The organism is Novipirellula rosea (assembly GCF_039541335.1).
GTDB lineage: Bacteria > Planctomycetota > Planctomycetia > Pirellulales > Pirellulaceae > Novipirellula > Novipirellula rosea.
The window spans coordinates 80,621-100,258 of record NZ_BAABGA010000031.1 but is presented as its reverse complement, the minus strand read 5'-3'; the positions used below and the strand labels follow the sequence as shown (position 1 = coordinate 100,258).

The window sequence follows — 19,638 nt, the reverse complement described above, 5'->3', positions numbered from 1 at the left end:
AGAGGATCTTGTCACCTGCATCGCCATCGTGTTGGGATGAAATCTCACTCGCTCTCTGGCCCCTTCGGGGACGCTGAAGCAGCAATCTGTCGCAGTATTGCGTAGCACGGCATGGTAAATGCGTTTGCTTGCTCGCCACGCAACTTTGCCAATTTTCTACCAGGCAGCGAGTTGCATGTTCTGCAATGTGTTCTTCTCTTCAATAGGGCATGGCGGTTGACCAACCAACGTGATCGCGAATCGGCCACCGGCCGAGTTTTCTTTAGTCTCGGCACCGTGTTGATGGTGTTAGCGTTGCTGTATTTCGGCAAACCGGTGCTCGTGCCGATCGCCTTGAGCGTGCTGTTGGCGTTCATTCTGACGCCCTTGGTCGTTGTATTGGAAAAATGGAAATTGGGGCGTTTGGCTGCAGTGTTGCTGGCCAGCGGACTTGCATTCGCGATCATTGGATTGGCGACATGGGCATTGGTGTCGCAAGTTCAGACGTTGGCGGCCGATTTGCCTAATCATCAGCACGAGATCAAGACGAAGCTCGAAGCGTTTCAGCTTCGCGAAGATTCGACGGTCAGCCGACTTTCCAACATGTTCAACGAATTGTTTCCCCAGCAAGGTGCAGTGGCGGAACTCGGATCGTCGGATGATGAGGTTGCGGTGGTTGAAGAGATCACGGCCCCGCCTCCGCAAATCGTGGTCGCAAGTGAACCCGAAAGTCCGTTCACGGCGGCCACCGAGATGTTGTTGCCAATCGTAGAGCCGATCGCCAACGCAGCGTTGGTGATTGTGTTGGTCATGTTTCTGTTGTTGCGACGCGAGGACATTCGCTACCGATTGATCTCGTTGATGGGGGATGCGGCGTTAACGGGTACCACGCGGTTGATGCGAGACACCGCCGAACGCGTTAGCAAGTATCTACTGAACTTGTTGTTAGTCAACGCGGGCTTTGGGCTTTGGTTCGGGGTGGGGTTGTATTTAATGGATGTTCCCTACGCTCCGTTGTGGGGATTTTTAACGCTCTGTTTTCGGTTTATCCCCTTTCTTGGCAGTCCCGCATCGGTATTGTTTCCGTTGTTGGTCAGCGTTGCCACGTCGACGGGATGGACGCAGCCCATTGCGGTTCTGGTGTTCTTTACCGTCAGCGAACTCGTGACCGGCAACGTGATTGAACCTGTGTTGTTCGGCAAGACCACGGGGCTTACGCCCATCGCGTTATTGGTTGCGGCCCTTTTCTGGGCGTGGGTTTGGGGGCCGGTTGGATTGTTGTTGTCGACGCCGTTGACGGTCTGTTTGGTCGTGCTCGGTCAACATTTGCCGCATCTCCGTTCGCTCAAGGTATTGCTTGCCGAGCAGCCCGTGTTGGATGCGCGTCTGCAATTCTTTCAGCGTTTGTTGGCTCAGGATTTTACTGAGGGGCGACGGGTTTACAAGCAATATGCCAACGAATTTGGTCAGGAGCGAGCGTTTGACGAAGTCTTGATCCCTGCGCTCAGTTGGACTCGGATCGAGCGAGGCAAGGATTCGATCAGCGCCGCCGAGGAACAATTCATTTGGAAGGCGACACGTGAATCCTTTGCTCTCGATGAGAGTGAGCAAGCGGATGCGACGGAGAGTGCCGCTGCGAAGGACGCCCAGCAGGTATCGTCCGAGGATCGAGGCGACGACTCGGTGACCGGTTGCGACGAGAGCGCTCTGTGCACTCCTCCGCGTCGACGTCTGTTTGGCCATCCCATTCACCATGAATCCGAAGAAATCGCGTTGGCAATGTTGTCGCGGTTGATCGACGGTGAGTGTGAAGTCGATCTCAGCACCACCAAAGAGTTGCCTTCAAAAGTGGTCGGGAAAATTAGCGAGAGCCAGCCTGATATCGTGGTGCTATCGGTGTTGCCACCAGGCGGTTTGCCCCAGTTGAAATACATGTGTAACGAGATTCGCGCGAGCCAGCCATCGGTGCCAATTGTGGTCACGTATCTCGGCAAAATAAAAGACTATGACGAGTTGTTGGTTCGCGTTCGGGAAGCGGGGGCAAGTTATCTGACCACTTCGTTAGCACAAACCAAGCATCAAATCGATGTGCTGCTCAAAGAGATGAATCAAGCGACTGTAAATAACACGACACCCGATCCTCCGAAATCGTTCGATCCCCCCAATTCCAGCATCGAAGAGGCCAGTCATGTCTCGTGATGACATTCTCGATGTCGTCTCCAAGTGGGAACGCTGGTTGGCTCCGGCGGGTCTGATTGCCGCTTTAGCGTTTTTGATCGGCACCTCATGGATGACTTATCGCAACGTGCAACGAGCCGCTGAGTCGGCGGATTGGGTGTCCCAGTCGCGGCAAGTGCTGGCGGTGACGCAGGAAATTCGTGCCGAGTTGAGCCAAGCTGAATCGGCGGGTAGAGGCTTCTTGCTTTCGGATGACGAGATCTATCGCAACCAATTTGATCGTGCGATTGCCGCAGCGGAACGGCAACAATCCAAGCTGATGCAATTAACGCTCGATAACCCGGAACAGAAAAAGCGAGTTAAATCGCTATCGAACTTGATCGAACCTAAGATCGAGCTGATGCAACAATTTGTGTTGTCCTATCAAAATCCTGAACCTGACTCGATCGCAGCGGCAGCGGTGCTCCGGGTGGGGACACAGCAAATGGCCGACATTCGCGAATTGGTTCATGAGATCGAGCAAGCCGAAGACGAGTTGCTGACGCAGCGCAGCGACGCACTGCAGAATCGTCTAGCGATCACTCGGATCTCGTTACTGCTGTCGACGCTGCTCGCGTCGTTGCTGGTGTTGGGGACCTATTATCTGCTTCGTCGACACTGGAATTTGAAGACATCGTCCGCCGATATGTCGCGACGCCATGTTCGTGAAAAGGACGAGCTGGCACGCTACAACCAACGCTTGTTGGAATCGACTGGCGAGGGCATTTACGGAATTGATACCGAAGGAATTTGCACGTTTATGAATCGTGCAGGCGCGTTGATCCTGGGTGGCAAACCGAATGACTTCTTGGGAAAAAATATGCACGATTTAGTGCATCACACTACCTCGGACGGCGATCCCTTTCCGGTTACCGAGTGTCCGATTTACAAATCGTCTCGCGTGGGCGATGGTTGCCGCGTGGATGATGAATTGTTTTGGCGACTCGACGGCAAGTCAGTGCCTGTTGAATATTCATCGTTTCCACTGAAAAATAACGATGTTGTCGAAGGGGCTGTGATCACGTTTAACGACATCACATCGCGGTTGCGGTCACGCCAAGAATTAGAGCTGGCCAAAGAGACAGCCGAAGCCGCCAATGAGTCGAAGAGCCAATTTTTGGCCAATATGAGTCACGAGCTGCGGACGCCTCTGAATGCCGTGATCATGTACAGCGAACTGTTGGCCGAAGAGGCCGAAGATCAACAGGTTCCCGATTTTATTCCTGACTTGAAACGAATTCGCTCCGCAGGAAAACATCTGCTCGAACTTGTTAACGGCGTGCTGGATCTGTCAAAAGTCGAAGCCGGGAAAATGGAATTGTTCCCCGAATCGTTCGAGGTCGCCGATGCGATCGATGAGGTCGTTTCCACGGTCGAAGCCCTCGTTGAGAAAAATCACAATCGCTTACAAGTCGAGATCGATGACGATGTTTCGACGATGGTGGGGGATGTGATGAAGCTGCGTCAAGTTCTTTACAACCTGTTGTCCAATGCAAGTAAGTTTACCGAGAACGGGCTGATCCGATTACACGTTTCGCGAGTCGCTGGCGATGACGACGACAGCAATAATCACGCTGGCAACAACATGCTGCGTTTCGAGGTGATTGATTCCGGAATCGGGATGACGCCCGAGCAAGTGTCGCAGCTGTTTCAGCCGTTCGTTCAAGTCGATGCCTCGACCACGCGAAAATATGGCGGGACGGGATTGGGGTTGGCGATCATCAAACGTTTCACCGAATTGATGTGCGGCAGCGTTGAGGTGTCGAGTGTCCAGGGCGAAGGAACAACGTTCACCGTGTCGTTGCCTGAAAACTTGAACAAGGTTGATACAGCCAAGGCGGCGGAGGAGCGTGACGAATCCGCTGCGGCAGAAACGATATCGGCACGTCGTGCCACACCGCTGGCCGAGAGTGCGAGTGTGGTCTTGGTGATCGATGATGATCCCGCGATTCGTGATATTTTAACGCGTGTGTTGGTGGCCGAAGGGATTCGCCCGGTTACTGCTGCCGATGGAGCCGAGGGTTTAGCCCGCGCCAAACAGTGCCATCCCGATTTAATCATCTTGGATGTGATGATGCCCAAGGTGGACGGGTGGTCGGTGTTGGCGTCGCTGAAAGCGGACAACGATTTGGCGGATATTCCCGTGATCATGCAGTCGGTCAAAGACGATCACGATTTGGGGTTCATGCTCGGCGCGTCCGAGTATTTGGTCAAGCCGATCGATCGACAAAAACTCGTTTCGATGCTGCGTCGCTACATGCAGAGCGACCAATCGTATGTGTTGTTGGTCGAAGACGATGAAACCACGCGGCGAGCGGTCGCCCGTACCCTGGAAGACCAAGGTTGGCGAGTGATCCAGGCCGGCAACGGCCGCGAGGCGCTGGATTGTGTGCGTGGTGAAATTCCAGCCGTGGTTTTGCTCGATTTAATGATGCCGGAAATGGATGGTTTCGAGTTTTTGGAAGTGGTGCGAGCGGATCCCCAGTGGATTTCCATTCCGGTGGTGGTGCTGACCGCGATGGAACTGACGAGCGAGGATCACGCTCGACTAAATGGCAGCGTCGAGCGGATTTTGGCAAAAGGTTCGCTGAGTCGCGGAAAGTTGTTAGACGAAGTGCGTCATTTAGTGACCCATTTGACTCGGCGACCCGCCAAGGATTCGACGGAGTCCGAGGCGACCAAGACCGAGTCGAGCAAAGAAATTGAAAAACAACAATCAACGGCGCAGTAGTTGCCTATCCCTAGTTCCCTGTCAAAAGAATGTTCTGATGGATTCAGTGGCCTGCAGGAATCGGGCGTGCAGGATCATGGCTGCAGGTTTGACGGAAGAGCTAGCCTGATCCGCGGTAACGCGATCTGCATTCCTGATGCGGAAAACGACAGAGTAGACGATATGGGGGCGAAACCTGTGACTTTGCCGGTCCGCCGCAAAACAAAATCAATAAAGGAACACACCGATGCCTCGTATTTTGATCGTTGACGACAACGACGATAACCGTGATGTCTTGAAACGTCGACTCGAGCGACGCGGCTTTGACATTGTCACTGCCACCGGCGGGAAGGATGGGATTGAACATGCCCAAGCCGATAGCCCCGACGTGATCCTGATGGATATGAATATGCCCGAGCTCGACGGTTGGGAGGCAACGAAGCAGATTCGCGAACAAGGGATCACCGTGCCGGTGATCGCATTGACTGCCCACGCGATGACGGGCGATCGCGAGCGAGCGATCGAAGCTGGGTGCACCGAATATCACACCAAGCCGGTCGAGATGGACAAATTATTGTCGCTAATAGAACACCTGTTGAGCGTTTCTTGATTCATGGCAACGGTTGCCAATTGAAATTTTGCATAAATTTATTTCTTGTATGAGATGCTTGCGATGATACGAGTGGATGTGGGAAGTGACCTCGTTTATGACGTCCGTTCTCCGAGTACCTTTCTGCTGCAGATTGCTGCCGCGACCACGGCACATCAGAGCGTTGTTTCCGAAGATCTCAGCTTTGACCCTGCGCTCAACGTCGAGCAATATCGTATTGGCGGTGAAGGCAATCGCATGCACCGGATTGTTGTCGAGCCATGCACCCTGAAAGTGAAATACCGAGCGACGGTTGAATTGACGCCCGAAGTCGATCCATCGACCGAAGTGACCGAATCCAATGTCTCGGATATGCCGCCTGATGTGCTGACCTATCTGAATCCAAGTCGGTATTGCGAGAGTGACCTATTGTTGCGTTTCGCATTTGAAGAGTTTGGCACTCTCGACCGTGGGTTCGCGCGAGTCCAGGCGGTTTGTGATTGGGTGAACCATCATCTCGATTACACGCCCGGCAGTACCAATGCGACGACGACCGCGGCCGATGTGTTGGTGCAACGAACGGGCGTGTGCCGTGACTACGCCCACTTAACCATCGCACTGTGCCGTGGCATCGGGATTCCGGCACGTTACGTTGCGGGGTATGCCGTCGATTTGCAGCCACCCGATTTCCACGGATTCGTGGAAGCTTATCTCGGTGGCCAATGGTATTTGTTTGATCCCACGAAATTGGCTCCGGTTAGCGGGTTGGTACGCATCGGCGTCGGGCGTGATGCCGCGGATGTTTCGATCGCAACCATTACCGGCAACACCAATTTGACGTCTCAAGGCGTGTGGGCAAACACCGCTGCGGACGTCCAAAAATCGCCCAACAGTGAGCAGCCGCCCGCAGTCTCGACCGCCTGAGCGACGGGCGAGCCTCGCGCGATATAGCGGGCGCGATATAGTGGGGATGTGCGGCGGACGCCCAGTTTGATTGTTTTTCACACATGCGGCTTCAATCGGCGGATCGACCGATTCGCCGCGGCAGCGGATCTCGAATGAATCTTTTTAGAATTGATTCACCCGAATTGATTTGACTGTGCCCACCCGTCCCGTTCATCGGTACGCCAATTGCATCGGTTACTGCTTTCGTCAACGACAGCGAGCTCGATGGTTTTGATGAACGTCAATCGTTTCAAACAACATCGTGGCGAAATGTTAGCAATAGCGACGGTGTTTGCTAACGCTGGATCTACAAAACACCCACTTTCTCAACACAGGTGACTCATGGTTACGAAGCAAGAAATTAGCGGCAAATGGAATTCGATTACTGGTGCAGTCAAGAAAAAGTACGGCCAGATCACGGATGACGAACTGAGTCAAGTCGAAGGCGATACGGACCAATTGATCGGGCTGATCCAACAGAAGACAGGCCAGGGACGCGAGCAGGTGGAAGCATTTCTGAGTGAGGCATGTGAAAATTGTGATTCGCAGAGTGGCCAGTTCTCGGAAATGGCATCCAACTATGCTGAAACCGCCAGTGAATCGATGCGTGAAGGTTACGAGCAAGTCGCTCGCCGAGCACGCGAAGGATACGAGCATTCCACCGAAGTGCTTTCGCAGCGACCGCTTGAATCAGTGGTGGCGGCGTTGGGAGTCGGCTTAATTACCGGGATCGCCATCGGGTTATCGATCGCAGGTCGCCGGCAACCCGAACCCACGTGGCGTGACCGCTGGTCGCGCTAGGTCCGGCCGGATTGCTCGATCGGCGATTAGCGAAACCGCGTAATCGCGAATCCTTCTATCTCGTTACCCAAACATTTTCTCACAAACAAAATCTACAAAAAGGAACTGATTCATGAACTCACCCACGATGCGTAGCGAAAAGTCGGGCCAACGTACGGGCTCGACTGCCTCTCCGACCACCCAGGCGGCTGCTGAAAAATTGCAAGAGTGCAGCACTCATTATGTCACCGAGCCAGCCAAGGATATCATGGGACGGCTTAGTGAATACGCGCACGAAAAGCCGGATGTCGCGGCGATGTGGTGCTTCGGGCTCGGTTTGATCGTAGGCTGGAAGCTGCGAGGTTAAACTTCGAATCGCTCCCCTGGGTCGTGCGGCCATCGTTGCCGCGCGACCTACTTCTTTTTTTAAACAACGCGTTAGCTCGCAGTGTCATCGACATTGGCGCTACGCGAGTGTTTTCTTGCCGACGCGTCGTGGGCTACGACGATTTCCAGCGTCGCAGCTGACTTGCGTGACGCGTCTTTCCCTTTTGCCTGATTCTGGCAACCTGCAATTTCTTGCACGCCTCACTGCGTCCCACGCCTTCATTTTCAACTCTTGATTGCGGTGGCACAACGTTTGCTTTTCGACTTGCTTTTAGTCGCATCGTGCCCATTCGTTCGGCGGTGTCCGAGGTCTTTCAACCTAGCTTCGTCCGGTTCATGGCGAATGGGGTTGGCAGCGATGGTAGGGCGTTTGATCCCCAGCGAAGGGTCGCGATCGATGAATTCCGAATCCATTTACACCCATCGAAAATACATCAGCAACCAACGCAGGATTAGCAAATGCCTCTATCAATCGGACAACCGCAGACGACTTCGTTTGCAAAGCGGGCGTTTCATGTTTTCAGGGCTTGGATGAAGCAGCCGAGCCAGGTTGCCACGATTTGTCCAAGCTCGCCCTTCTTGCTGGACAACATTGCGGATCGCGACTGTGTCCGCCGAGCTTCATCGGTGGTCGAACTTGGCCCAGGAGCCGGGGGGACCACACTGTCGCTATTGTCACAAATGCGTCCGGACGCTCGCCTGCTTGCGATTGAGAAAACCGATGCCTTCCGCGAAGCGCTGGACGAGATTGCTGATCCACGATTCACACCTCAGATCGGGGATGCGACCGATCTGCTGGCGTTGCTCGAGCAACATCAATTTGGACGCCCCGACGTGATCGTGTCGGGGGTGCCTTTCAGCGCGATTCCACCCGCAGTAGCGAAAGACCTCGTTCACGCGATTCATCAAGTGCTAAAGCCTGGGGGTGAGTTTATTGCCTATCAAGTTCGTTCGGATGTCGAACGTTTTGCACGTCCGCTGTTCGGTCCCGCCGAGACCGAGTTCATCCCGATCAATATCCCACCATTGACCGTGTTCACATGGCGAAAGATCGAATCGCCATCGATGGTACGGGACATCGCCTAGCGCCCGGTGCCAGCGCGTTTGACGCCGAGCGAGAGTTTTCTGTAGCGGAGCGGCGCGAGCCGCCCGGTAAATTTTGCACGTTTCACTCGCCGCGACCGGGCGAGTTCCAAGGCCAGGTCGCTCTTCTGTTAGCCGTCCGAGATAGGCCACAAACGTCATCCGAGCTTCGCAATCTGAATTGCAATCAACCATGTTGAGGGATGATTGAGCAGAGATGAGGTTGTTTTGCCAAGATTTGGACGAAATTGGCAATTTATTGCATGTCGGTCAAAGTTGGCACGGTGCTTGCAAATGGTGGCCTGTTAACCGGACTGTTGCTTGTCGAATCACCGTTTGTTTGTGCTGCCGGTCACCAACGAACTGTTGGATAAAAAAATCATGATCAAGAAATTTGCGAGTCTTACTGCGGCTTTGTTGATGGCGTTTGTGACCGTCGGTTGCGACGTCGATAAGACCGAAGAGGGGCGGATGCCCAACGTCGATGTGGATGTCGATGGCGACCCAGGGAAATTGCCTGCCTATGATGTCGACGGCCCCGATGTTGACGTTTCGATGGAGAAGAAGAAAGTCGACGTGCCTGACGTTGACGTCAACATGAAAGAAAAAGAAATTTCGGTTCCGGACGTCGATGTCAGCGTTCCTGACGACGAAGAATAGTCAACATCGATTGCTTCGTCGTTGATGCCGCCTGCTTCCCAGTCGGGCTTGATTGCAAGTAAGGATGCAGCGGGTTGAATCCCGAAACCTCTGACGGCGGTTTGGACGCAATAACGAATGAACGCTGACGCGTGAATCGATCGAAGGATGGATTCACGCGTCGGTTGTTTTAGGGTGTCTGCGATTTGCTGTTGCGATCGGCGGCCGGTCATCGAGGGCTCATCATCTTTTCTACCGAGGACCTATGCAGCGTGACTGCGGCTCATGAAAGCTCTCATCATCACATGGACATCACGCATTCGCGATAGCTACTGGTTTATCCCTTCGTTGTTGGCAATCGGAGCCCTTGTGTTGTCGTTCGTCACGACCGAAATGGACAACCGATTGGGATCGGAATGGTTAGAGAAGATTGGTTGGTTGTACGCAAACGAACCCGCCGGAGCCCGTGCCGTTTTGTCAACTGTCGCAGGGTCGATGATCACCGTGGCGGGAGTGACGTTTTCGATGACGATCCTGTCGATCTCCTATACAACATCGCAAGTCGGGGCGCGGCTGCTGAATAACTTTATGCGGGACCGAGGAAACCAAGTCACCTTGGGCGTGTTTATTTCGACGTTTTTATATTGTTTGATGGTGCTGCGAACCGTTCGTAACGCCGAGTCGGCGCCGCACGGTGACGCGGGGCAGCAAGAGTTAGCGTCGGCGTTTGTGCCTCATATTGCCGTGATCGTCGGGATCATGCTGGCGATCCTCAGTGTTGCGGTGTTGATCTACTTTATTCACCATATTCCCGAGAGCATTCACATCTCGAATATCGTCGCGGGGATCGGAGGCGATTTGAACCGACAAATTGACGATCAATTTCCCGCGCGTATCGGCAAGCCACACGACGATGTCACGGAGCGGCAAGTCGAGTCGAATCTTCCGAAGATGTTATATGAGACCGCAAAAACGATTCGCTCCAAAGGTTCCGGGTATGTTGAGTTTGTTGATACCGACGGCGTAATGAAAATCGCGGTCGATAACGATCTGACGATCCGCATGCGTTTTCGCGCGGGTGATTTTATCACTCCAGGCAATGTATTGATGTTGGCATCGCCGGATTCACGCGTCAGCGACGAGATTGTCGAACAATTAAGAGCAACCTTTGTATCGGGGGCTCAGCGGACTGCAAAGCAAAACCTGCGGTTCGTGTTCAACCAGCTGGTCGAAGTGGCCGAGCGAGCGCTTTCACCTGGAGTCAATGATCCTTTTACCGCCATCAATTGCATGGATTGGCTGCAATCGGCACTCGAGCATTTAGCCGAGCGTGAGATGCCTGATGCTTATCGCTACGATTCGGGCCATCAACTGCGGATCGTGGCGGAACCCGAAACGTTTAGCGATTTTGCCTCGCTCGTTTTTGATCAGCTACGGCCTTATGTCGCCGCCGATCGCAATGCTTCGATCCACATGATGGAAATGATGGCGAAGGTGGCATTGTCAACGAAATGTGATTCGCATCGCCGGTTATTGGTGCGGCACGCCGGAACGCTTCGACGCCAGTGCAAGCGAGCGTTGAACGATCAAAGTGGTATGAAACTGTTGTCGGATCGTTTTCGCTCGATGGTCTGGTTGCTTCGCGATCCACTGTATCGCCAACGCGTTCTCGATACCGGCAATTGGGTTGGCGGTCGAGCCTAGCCGATCTCGATAAACCACTGGTTTTGCCGATCTCGGCATCCCGTTTGCACGGTTGGGGTGATGACAGACTAAAACGCTCCTCACGCTAAAAAGGGAACGCCCGATGGCTATGACAACCAGCGAAACAATACTGCAAACACTGAAACCTGGTGACCTCGAAGAACTCGCCTCTATCACTGCCAAGCCATGCGTTTCGATTCTGATGCGTACCCACCGCTCGGGGCCGGACACTCAGCAAGGATCGATTCGGCTCAAGAATCTACTTAACGACGCCAGCAAAAAGCTGAAGTCGCTGGATCACGACGATGCAATTCTAGATCAAGTTAAAGAGGCGGTCAGAGTAAGCAATTTCTGGCAGCATCAAGGCGAAGGGCTCGCGATTTTCGTAACGCCGGATGAGTGTCAAATGTTTCGCTTGAATCGCGAAGTGGACGAAATCGTCCATGTCGGTGAAACATTTTTGTTGTTGCCGCTGATTCGCGAACAAGGCAACCGCGATCGCTACTTCGTGCTTTCGCTGACCTGGGATGAAGCAAAATTGTATCAGCGTCGCGGTGAGTCGCTTGAACTGATTGAAACCGATTCGCTGCCAGCCAAGTTCAACGATTTGATTTTGCCGCGAGATCCCGAGGTGAGCTTGCAAAACCGAAGTCACCAAAGTATCGGTAATGCCGGAGGGTCATCGACGGCAATGTTCCATGGCCACGGCCAGGGTGAAGACAAAATCGAAGCCGATCGTGAACATTACTTGTCATTGGTTGGCGAGGAAGTTGTCGGCGCGATGTACAACACAGGCTTGCCACTAGTCGTGGTCGCAACCGAAGAGGTCAACGGTCATCTGCGGGCGGTCAGCGACGTCAGTGTGGACGCGAAAGTAGGGGCCAGTCCGTCGCAGTGGAGCGAGGTCGAGCTTCGCGATCACGCTCACAAAGCGATCGCTCCGATATTGGGGGCGCAGCACGACAAATTCGAAGACCGGTTCGGAACCGCGGTCGCGCAGTCGAAGGGGTCCAGCGATATCGCAGACGTCTTGGACGCAGCGAAAAATGGTCGGATTGATACCGTGATGATTCGCGATGGCGCACGTGAACTGAATCGCGTCAACCAAGTCGTGATCGAAACACTGCGAAACGGCGGAGATGTTTTCAGCAAGCTGAATGATGGTTCAAGCGAGGCAGCTGAAGTTGCCGCGATCTATCGATTCTAAGTTGAAATCATTGAATCGTTTTCAACTTCACTAACCCCTTGGGTGACCCAAATGCAAAATCAACGAACGCTTGTATTCTTCTTTGCCTATCTGGCCTTGGCGATCGCGACCTTGGTCACGGTCCGTGCCGATGAACCGTCTCAGGCTCGTTCCGCCGTCCCCGATGGATCGCCTGGTCAGATTAGTGATTGGGCACTGGCGGGAGTGATCTGGAGTGACGCCAGTCTGACGGAGCGGTTGGCGATCGAAGCCGCTAAACAGGCCGAGACACCGGCACAAGCCGAAACGTTCAAAGCGATTGCTCGCCAGTCATCGCAGTTGATCGACGCATTGGAAGCATTTGGATGGCGGCATGTGGATCGCGCGACGCAGACGACGAACCGCGAGTCTGCTCGGAATCAAGAAAGCGACTCGGAATCAACATCGTTGCCAAGCCCCGAAGCGGTGGGCCAAGCGATCGCAAGTTCGCTTGATCCTGTGGTTGGAAATCAAGCGTCGATGGCGGCACAGAGGGCCGCCAGACAACGCGAGCAACGACGTGACGTCGCGGCCGGTGGTGAAGCAAGAACCGCTGCGGAGGGGCTAAAACGTTTCGATACGGAAACGCCGTCCGGTCGTGACGACCCAGGGCTTGATGATGAGCTGATTGCCCCCGCGACCCGTTTGGAAGTGGCACCCTATCGCGTTGATGATTACATCGACGAGACGGCAAGGGAGTCACGCAATCGGGCGGACGCGATCGAAGATGGTGTCGAAGGAGCGATCGCTGCCGCGGCGGGCCAGCGTGGGTTGCAGCCGCCCGCGTCCGATCGCATTAGCAAACGGGAAGTGATGACTCGCTCCGCCACATTGCCGTATGCCGAAGATTCAATCTACGACAGCAACGACTTTGACCCCGACGTGGACTACAACATCAACAACCCGCGCCCCCTGGATCCGCCCGGCACCGAAGGGGATACGTTGGGGGATCGCGATGACGATATCGATTTGGATGACCCCGCAGTGGTGGTGGACGGTGAAGACGAATTTATTGCCAACAGCGCGCGACGCAATGCGAGTAACGGAGCGGTCGCCCGCGAAACAGGTGCCCGCGAAACAGGTGCTGCACCGACCACCGCAGGACGAATCGACCTTGATCGCTACACCAGCCAGCGAATGGAGCATCTGTCGGATGCGAATTGGGTGCAGTTTCATCTCGAAGCAAACCAAGCGGTGTGGCGCCAGTTCACCAACGCAGACAACGTCGTTCGCCGAGCCAATGACGCGATGGTCAAGCTAAAAGCTGACGTCAGTGTCGCAAAACGGGCAACAGGTGACCCTCGACTGCGCGAAATTCTCGAAGCTGTCGCCGACTAGGTCTGCGTTACTCAATCAAGGTAGCGGAGCTGGCGCGAGAGTTTCGGGGCAGTCGGAAAATACAACAAAAGTCGTGACGACTTCCGCTACGACCAAGCCGGATGCTTCGCTCTGACAAAGCTCTGGCAAAGTGCTAACCCCATCATCGGCTAGCCCGCGTGGGCACCACCGATGATCACGTTCCCCAAAGGTTACCTAATCGACCTTTGTTTCCTGTTCCTCCAATCGCGACGGGGATCGTCGCAATATTCAATTCGAAAAACTGCCATGAAAATGATTACCCTTGCTGCCACCGCGGCGTTGACTGTTTGTTGCGTGGGCTGTCAAAGCGAACCGACCACACCGCGTGAAGAAGCGGAACAAGCTCAAGAGAATCTCGAGTCCGCGCGTGAGCGTGCCGCAGAACTTGTTGCGGAATCCGAAGAAGAAGCGGTCGATATCATCGCCGACGCACGCGAGGAAGCCGCGGCGGAAGTTCGCGAAGCGAAACGCGAGGCGGAATCGATTGTCCAAAACGCCGAGGAAGAGCTGACGTTGAAGCTAAATGATTTGAGTGATCCTAATGTCGTTCGCGACAAGCAAGAGCCCAAAGGCGTCGAAGACATCCAACCATCCGTGCCGGCACCTGAGTAAACCAGTCACTCGAGGAAACCATTGATTGAAAAGTCATCGATCCACGATCATGCAAAGAACGTGGATCGATGATTTATTTGACTCGCATTCCGCTGCCATGCCAGAGCACTTGCAGATCGCGTTGGTTCCATAATTCGAGTCCAACGGATGGGTCGGCGATCAGCAGGCTGCCGTCGGGACGTTTTTCCAACGCAACGACGGAATGCCCCAGTCCTGGGATCCAGCCCCATTGGTCGGCATAACGACGATCTTCGACGCCATAAGGTAGCTCGACCGCCAGCAGGACCGGCCAATCATCTTTCGCAAGCATTTCCTCATGCGTTTCATTCAGCACTTCAACCGCTTGGTTGTGTTGTTGCGAAATCAACTTCACACCGCGATACAATCCTAGCGTCGGAGTGCCACTCGAATCGGTTAGGCACAAAGGAATCATTTGCGATTCCGTAACATCGATCCCCTCGGCGCGAAACAGGGTCGCGGCGGCGGCTGGGCTACATGTGGCCCAAGACGTTTGCATCGCCACCCCGTTTTCCCAATCATCACCGCCTTGCGGTGGTGGCCGGACTGCGATTGAAAGCAGGGGCCAATTGATCGCAGCCAAGGAACTGAGGGCCAACAGTGTGGCGAGTGTTCCACGACGCCACCTAGGTGTGTTGGGTAACCGCCATGCCCATCCCGCTGCCAACGCCGCAAAAATGGCTGCAAAGTTGGTGTAGATGATCGCCGCCGAGAATGGGACAAGTTTGGCCCAGAACAGTTGGCCGGATCCATAAAACAGAAAATAGACCATCGCAAAGACGGCCAGCGTCAGGCACAGGATCGTGCGTTGCCCCTTGCTCGAATAAGCATAGGTGGCGGCAAACATTCCACATGCGATTGCGATCACCGTCATGACCGCGATCGCGACCATCAAGTCAATTGCCATTTTGATCTCGAGCCGCTTCGTTATTCTCAATCAATCGCTCGGCTGTTTCTTCGCGATACATTTGCGTCGAGGTTTCATGAGGCGGTTCGGCGGCATCGTCCGGGCTATTTTTAATCGCCTCGTCACGGGTGGGATGCGAAACACCATGGACAGTTTGGACATTTGGCGTGGTCATTGTAACAGTCAATCCTTGTGATGAAAGCTTGTGGCGAAAGTCAGATCCAGTGATGCTGACGTTCGAGTCATGAAATGGAGAGCAATGGTTGTAATCCGAGTGAGTACAACACGAAAAAGATTGAAGCAAAGGGCATGCCAGTTTTCAGCGAGACGATCGCGAGTTGGGAAACAACTCGCGAGATTCTTTGTCACGTCTGGTTGGCACGAGGGGGCGTGCTGTGCTTGAGTTAACCGATCGCGCCCAACGCCAGGAAATTGATTTTGCGTTCGGCTAGTCGCGTCAATTTTTGATCGGCGAGCCCTTCTTCGTTGAGCGTTTCTTGCAGCGTATCAGCTGCCGTTTGGCTGCCAAGCTTCTCAGCGTACGTACGCGCCGTGCCATAGCCTGCCATTTCGTAATGCTCGATCCGTTGAGCTGCAGCGATCAATGCGGCATCAAGCACTTGAGCGTCAATGTCGCTCTTGATCAATTCTTCGCCCTCTTCGATCAAGCCTTCCATTGCCGCGCACTTGTGTCCGCCTGGCTCGAAATCAAGTTCTTTAAAGATCGATTCCAAGCGAGTAACGTGAGTTTTGGTTTCTGCCAAATGATCCGCAAACGCTTGCTTCAAGTCGGCATTGCTGGCGGCTTCCTGCATTTTCGGAAGTGCTTCGACCAATTGAGTCTCCGCGCTGTACAGGTCCTTCAGCTCGTGAATGTACAGTTTGTTCAGTGAGTCAAGTTTCATGATCATGACGCCTTCTATCAGTAGGGATGTATTAACAGGTAATGGGACGCAATCCATTCGCAGCGCGTCACCGCAGAGCATGACCAAGATGAGCATATTGTGTACCGCAAGCATTTATCTCGCTCTCTCTCTCCCTGCTCGGCGGCGTAGCTTCATGCGATGCATTCCGCTGCGGGGGTGACACGGCGTGGGGTGACACGACAACGCAATGGCATGCCGAATGCAGGCCGAATGCAATGTGATCAAAGAGAATGTTGGCAAAATTGTTTTGCATCGGACCACTCCGATTGATCATTGCCGCGGGTTCGCCGTGTCGATCGCCTCTTTTCTGCTTCTCGCGTAATCCAATCCAAAATGCAAACTCATCATGTACCCAGCCGATTGATTCGCGATTTCGCACTCCTCCTGGGATTCGTCATCGTTTTCGCATCGCGGACGTTCGCTCAAGACGCCTCTTTAGTGGATGCCGACGACAAGGCTGAGTCACAGCCAACGGTCGAGGTTGAAAATGTGGTCGAGGATTCCGCGATTGCATCGCGGTTGCGGCGGATCTTCGAATCATCAGGCTGGTACAGTGATCTCGAGATCGATTCGGACAACGGCATTGTTACCGTCTCTGGCATGGCGGATACCGAGGAGCATCGCGAATGGGCGGGAAGTACGGCGCGACGAACGCAGGACGTGATCGCCGTCATCAATAAGCTGGACGTCAACAGTGCGGTCGAACTCAGTTCCAGTAAACAGGTCATCGGCGAAAGTTTAAATGAATTGTGGCGTGATCTGCTGGTGCGATCGCCTTTGTTGATCGCCGCTGCGATCGTGTTGGTGGTCACCGCGCTGTTGGCAAAATTCGTTGGTTGGTCGATTGTCCGAATTCTGACTAATCGAAAACTGCGAACGAGTTTAAAGGATTTGGTTTACCAGCTCGTTTCAATCGCGGTGTGGATCGTCGGAGTGTTAACCGCGACCGTGGTTGCGTTCCCCGGTATGACCCCATCCAAGGCGTTGACCGTATTGGGGTTGGGGTCGGTCGCGGTGGGTTTCGCCTTTAAAGACATCTTTGAAAATTTCTTCGCTGGGATTTTGATCCTATGGCGGTATCCGTTTGACCGCGGCGATTTCATCACCTGCGAAGATCTCACGGGCCGGGTCGAAAAAATCACGATTCGCAACACGTTGATCCGGCGACTCGACGGCGAATTGGCGGTCGTGCCAAACGCGAATCTGTTTAAAAGCACCGTGGACGTGTTGACCAACCAACCCCAGCGACGCGTTCGCATCATCTGTGGCGTTGCCTATGACGAGGACGTGGACAAGTCGCGTGAAGTCATTCGCAAAGCGGTTCAGGGATGTGAATCGGTCGAAGGCGTTCGCACCGTCGAGATCTTTGCCCAAGACTTTGCGAGTTCGAGCATCAATTTCGAAGTCGCATGGTGGACGGGATCCAAGCCGCTTGACATTCGTCGCAGCCGCGACGAAGTAATTGCGGCGATCAAGCGGGAACTGGATGATGCGAAAATCGAAATTCCGTTTCCATACCGCACGTTGGTCTTCAAAGACCCCGAGGCCAGGATCAGGCTCGAGGAGCAAAGTTCCGCTCAGGAGGCGACTGGACAGCGTCCTTAGAAGTAAAAACGCGAACGCTACTAAAGCAGATGCCATTTGCGGGAACGCACGTTGTCCGTTGTCCAGCAGGCTCGGGGCGTGGTCGCTGATCGCACAGCTTGGCCGGATGGGGTGCAAGTTCTGGGGGGGGCTGTTTCAAGTTCCATGTTCGGGTGGTCAGAAATCAAGCTGGATCGCTAGCGGTCGGCGAGACGGCAGTATTGTCACCGGGAACGAGTGCCGACGGTTTGGCACGTGATGTGCTTCATCTGGCCTGCTAGCTGCGAATGGGGGCGAACGGTTGCTTCGCACTTCAAGACTTTGCCGAACGGCAGGGTCAAGACGCAGATAAACAAAATACATGTGTGCTGACAATCGAGGGAGAGACTCATGCCAAATCGAGAACAACTTAGAGGTCACTGGAACGAAGTGAAGGGGCGTCTGAAAGAGCACTGGGCGCAACTGACCGAAGATGATTTGCGTCGCGCCGAAGGTTCGGCGGATCGATTGGTCGGCGTGGTCCAGCAGAAAACCGGAGCGACACGCAGCGAAGTCGAACGGTTTCTCGATAGCTTGTTCAGCAACGGCGTCCGCGACCAAGCGGCCGAAACGGTTCAGCAATACAGCGATGCCGCTCAAAAGATGGCTGCCGAGGCGAGTCAGTTTGCCAAAGAGCAAGCACAGCGTTTCGCGGCTCAATCCGGTGATTACTCAGCCAAGGTGGCCGAGCGAGTACGCACACGACCAGGCGAGACATTGGCGATCGCCTTTGGTTTGGGGATCGCTGCGGGTGCATTCTTGTTCTTGGGTCGAAAGAAATAGACATGGCCACTACGCTTGCAACCGAAAAACAGTCCGAGGCGATTCGTTCGCGGATGCGTGAGATCCGCACCGACTTGCCCTACGATGTCGATGACGCGCGGCAACGGGTCAAACAATTGTCGGATTGGCGATACCACATGTCACGTCGACCGCTGCCTATCCTGGCGGCCGCGATGGTCGTCGGTTATTGGTTGGTTCCCGCCAAGCAAAAGCAGCGAGACACGGTTGTGGTTCACCACGAAGGTGTCTCGCAGCCGAGTGCTCCCGCCAAGCGAGGCATGTTAGGCGGGATCGCCGGTGCGGTCGCGACGTTGTTGCTAAGGCAAGCGACGACGATGGCGGCGAATCACTTCACTAACGCATTTTCGTCAAAGTATCCTATCGACTCGATTCTTAAAGACAGGAGTCACCGCGTATCATGATCGCCCCTCTAGAACATCGTCGCCGCACCGAGCCGAGTGGGCTGCAGCGAGAACACATGCTGGCGATCGAGGAAGAAGAAAATCGAATTCCTCGACGTCTTCAAAACGCCATCGAAGCCCAGCCCGCGATCGCTGTTGCTACCGCGATGGCCGTCGGAGTCGTGATCGGTTGGCTCGTCAAACGAAAGAATTGGTAAATCTAATGACTGAACAATCACGCGATCAACAGTCCAGTTTCCAGCGGGTGACCGAAGACGTCCTCGACCTGTTTGAACTGCAAATGCAGTTGTTGTCGGTCGACAGCCAGGCGGCCAAACGCAAGCTTTCACAAGCTGTCGCCTGTGGCGGCATTGCGATTGCGTTGGCAGGTTCCGCCTTGACAGTGCTGATGATCGGTGGCGGCTTTTTGCTGTCAGAATTCACTGAGCTAACAGCGGGCGCTTCGTTGTTGATCGTTGGAGCGGTGTTTTTTGCAATCGTCGCACTGCTCGGCTGGATCGCGCTGAAAGCGGTCAGCGCTGCAGCGGCGGCGATGAGTGAAAGCAAGTCCGAGTTTGCTGAAAATTTGCGGTGGTTAAAGGCCACGTTGGTGTCGCCGAAAACCTCACCTCGAAACCAGATTCGGCGTGATTCGTTCTCGGACGATGATCCTGATTTACGTCGACCGTCAGCGTGGAGCGGTTCCACGCACGACTCCGACCAGCGTCCCCCGGTTTACCCAAGGTAAAAT

General features: G+C 54.3%; 20 protein-coding genes. 17 read left to right on the top strand and 3 right to left on the bottom strand.

Annotated elements, in window-relative coordinates:
* Positions 1-111: 111 nt before the first annotated feature.
* From ABD971_RS12520 to ABD971_RS12465, 12 genes are all read left to right on the top strand, one after another.
* Positions 112-2,178 (top strand): AI-2E family transporter, encoded by a 2,067-nt coding sequence (locus ABD971_RS12520; protein ID WP_345322500.1) that lies wholly within the window; start codon positions 112-114, stop codon positions 2,176-2,178.
* A complete protein-coding gene (locus ABD971_RS12515) occupies positions 2,168-4,927 on the top strand; it encodes a response regulator (protein ID WP_345322498.1) in 2,760 nt (919 codons plus the stop codon). The genes ABD971_RS12520 and ABD971_RS12515 overlap by 11 nt, the downstream gene beginning before the upstream one ends.
* Positions 4,928-5,153: 226 nt before the next feature.
* Positions 5,154-5,516 (top strand): response regulator, encoded by a 363-nt coding sequence (locus ABD971_RS12510; protein ID WP_339943033.1) that lies wholly within the window; start codon positions 5,154-5,156, stop codon positions 5,514-5,516.
* Positions 5,517-5,570: 54 nt separating this feature from the next.
* On the top strand, positions 5,571-6,419 hold the full coding sequence (locus tag ABD971_RS12505) for a transglutaminase-like domain-containing protein (RefSeq protein WP_345322496.1): 849 nt from the start codon (positions 5,571-5,573) through the stop codon (positions 6,417-6,419).
* 363 nt (positions 6,420-6,782) lie between these two features.
* On the top strand, positions 6,783-7,241 hold the full coding sequence (locus ABD971_RS12500; protein ID WP_339943037.1) for a CsbD family protein: 459 nt from the start codon (positions 6,783-6,785) through the stop codon (positions 7,239-7,241).
* Between the two features lie 112 nt (positions 7,242-7,353).
* Positions 7,354-7,587 (top strand): hypothetical protein, encoded by a 234-nt coding sequence (locus ABD971_RS12495; RefSeq protein WP_339943039.1) that lies wholly within the window; start codon positions 7,354-7,356, stop codon positions 7,585-7,587.
* 479 nt (positions 7,588-8,066) lie between these two features.
* On the top strand, positions 8,067-8,693 hold the full coding sequence (locus tag ABD971_RS12490) for a class I SAM-dependent methyltransferase (RefSeq protein ID WP_339943040.1): 627 nt from the start codon (positions 8,067-8,069) through the stop codon (positions 8,691-8,693).
* A gap of 378 nt (positions 8,694-9,071) precedes the next feature.
* A complete protein-coding gene (locus ABD971_RS12485) occupies positions 9,072-9,350 on the top strand; it encodes a hypothetical protein (protein ID WP_345322493.1) in 279 nt (92 codons plus the stop codon).
* 264 nt (positions 9,351-9,614) lie between these two features.
* Complete coding sequence (locus ABD971_RS12480) at positions 9,615-11,033, top strand: DUF2254 domain-containing protein (RefSeq protein WP_345322491.1); 1,419 nt, start codon at positions 9,615-9,617, stop codon at positions 11,031-11,033.
* Between the two features lie 103 nt (positions 11,034-11,136).
* Positions 11,137-12,240 carry a baeRF3 domain-containing protein gene (locus tag ABD971_RS12475; RefSeq protein WP_345322489.1) on the top strand — a complete coding sequence of 368 codons (1,104 nt, stop codon included), beginning with the start codon at positions 11,137-11,139 and terminating at the stop codon, positions 12,238-12,240.
* Between the two features lie 51 nt (positions 12,241-12,291).
* Complete coding sequence (locus ABD971_RS12470; RefSeq protein ID WP_339943047.1) at positions 12,292-13,596, top strand: hypothetical protein; 1,305 nt, start codon at positions 12,292-12,294, stop codon at positions 13,594-13,596.
* Positions 13,597-13,863: 267 nt separating this feature from the next.
* Positions 13,864-14,229, top strand: a complete 366-nt coding sequence (locus ABD971_RS12465; RefSeq protein WP_345322487.1) for a hypothetical protein — start codon at positions 13,864-13,866, stop codon at positions 14,227-14,229.
* A 73-nt stretch (positions 14,230-14,302) separates the two neighbouring features.
* Here the strand turns inward: ABD971_RS12465 and ABD971_RS12460 are convergent, their stop codons facing one another.
* The 3 genes from ABD971_RS12460 to ABD971_RS12450 form a co-directional block, all read right to left on the bottom strand.
* The gene (locus tag ABD971_RS12460) at positions 14,303-15,154 is read right to left on the bottom strand and encodes a cysteine peptidase family C39 domain-containing protein (RefSeq protein ID WP_345322485.1); all 852 of its coding nucleotides are present in this window, start codon (positions 15,152-15,154) and stop codon (positions 14,303-14,305) included.
* Positions 15,144-15,329 carry a hypothetical protein gene (locus tag ABD971_RS12455; protein WP_339943054.1) on the bottom strand — a complete coding sequence of 62 codons (186 nt, stop codon included), beginning with the start codon at positions 15,327-15,329 and terminating at the stop codon, positions 15,144-15,146. The genes ABD971_RS12460 and ABD971_RS12455 overlap by 11 nt, the downstream gene beginning before the upstream one ends.
* 229 nt (positions 15,330-15,558) lie before the next feature.
* Entirely contained in the window at positions 15,559-16,059 is a 501-nt protein-coding gene (locus tag ABD971_RS12450; protein ID WP_339943056.1) for a YciE/YciF ferroxidase family protein, read from the bottom strand.
* Between the two features lie 354 nt (positions 16,060-16,413).
* Here ABD971_RS12450 and ABD971_RS12445 point away from each other — a divergent pair, with 354 nt between their 5' ends.
* From ABD971_RS12445 to ABD971_RS12425, 5 genes are all read left to right on the top strand, one after another.
* Entirely contained in the window at positions 16,414-17,685 is a 1,272-nt protein-coding gene (locus ABD971_RS12445) for a mechanosensitive ion channel domain-containing protein (RefSeq protein WP_345322482.1), read from the top strand.
* A 369-nt stretch (positions 17,686-18,054) separates the two neighbouring features.
* Positions 18,055-18,486 (top strand): CsbD family protein, encoded by a 432-nt coding sequence (locus ABD971_RS12440; RefSeq protein WP_339943060.1) that lies wholly within the window; start codon positions 18,055-18,057, stop codon positions 18,484-18,486.
* Positions 18,487-18,488: 2 nt separating this feature from the next.
* Positions 18,489-18,908 carry a hypothetical protein gene (locus tag ABD971_RS12435; protein ID WP_345322480.1) on the top strand — a complete coding sequence of 140 codons (420 nt, stop codon included), beginning with the start codon at positions 18,489-18,491 and terminating at the stop codon, positions 18,906-18,908.
* Entirely contained in the window at positions 18,905-19,105 is a 201-nt protein-coding gene (locus ABD971_RS12430; protein ID WP_339943062.1) for a hypothetical protein, read from the top strand. The genes ABD971_RS12435 and ABD971_RS12430 overlap by 4 nt, the downstream gene beginning before the upstream one ends.
* Positions 19,106-19,110: 5 nt before the next feature.
* Positions 19,111-19,635, top strand: coding sequence for a phage holin family protein (locus ABD971_RS12425; RefSeq protein WP_345322477.1), 525 nt, complete (start codon positions 19,111-19,113; stop codon positions 19,633-19,635).
* Positions 19,636-19,638: the final 3 nt, after the last annotated feature.